The organism is Salmonella sp. 5800 (genome assembly GCF_046558195.1).
Classification (GTDB): Bacteria; Pseudomonadota; Gammaproteobacteria; order Enterobacterales; family Enterobacteriaceae; genus Salmonella; species Salmonella enterica.
The window spans coordinates 1-678 of the sequence record NZ_JBGDOX010000029.1 but is presented as its reverse complement, the minus strand read 5'-3'; the positions used below and the strand labels follow the sequence as shown (position 1 = coordinate 678).

The window sequence follows — 678 nt, the reverse complement described above, 5'->3', positions numbered from 1 at the left end:
GATGCGCCTGTAAGGCTCTCTTACCAGCCGCGCCCTAACAGGCGCATACGATCTGACATTTGCATCAAACTTCGTTACTTACGGCCCGTAAACGGGCTGCCCGGATAAGGGATCGATAATTGCTCACCCATTTTATCCTCTTCAAGCTGGTGCTTTATGTAGTCCTGTATCTTCGCCGTGTTCTTACCCACCGTATCGACATAGTACCCTCTGCACCAGAACTCCCTGTTCCTGTATTTGAATTTTAGATCCCCAAACTGCTCGTAAAGCATCAGACTACTTTTACCCTTCAGATATCCCATGAAGCTCGACACACTCATCTTCGGCGGGATCTCCAGAAGCATGTGAATATGATCTGCACAACATTCCGCTTCCAGAATTCGTACGTTTTTCCATTCACACAATTTTCTTAATATGCTGCCTACTGCCCTACGCTTCTCTCCATAGAACGCTTGTCTTCGGTATTTGGGCGCGAAAACTATGTGATATTTACAGTTCCATCGGGTGTGCGCTAAGCTCTTTTCGTCCCCCATTGGGACCCCCTTTTGATTTCTTGTTGAACTTTTGCAGTTGCCAGACCGCAAGATGTTTTAACAAATCAAAAGGGGTTTTAATAACTGGCTTAAAGCTGAAAGCTTTCCGGAACCCCCAGCCTAGCTGGGGGTTTTCCATAGACAA

Annotated in this window: 2 protein-coding genes; both read right to left on the bottom strand. The window is 46.6% G+C overall.

Annotated elements, in window-relative coordinates; translation table 11 throughout:
- Positions 1-74: 74 nt before the first annotated feature.
- Positions 75-533 (bottom strand): IS200/IS605-like element IS200F family transposase, encoded by a 459-nt coding sequence (gene tnpA / locus ACLJZ5_RS22045; protein WP_000502119.1) that lies wholly within the window; start codon positions 531-533, stop codon positions 75-77.
- On the bottom strand, positions 490-678 hold a 189-nt coding region (locus ACLJZ5_RS22040; RefSeq protein WP_000696922.1), incomplete at its 5' end, for a hypothetical protein. The genes ACLJZ5_RS22040 and tnpA, both read right to left, overlap by 44 nt.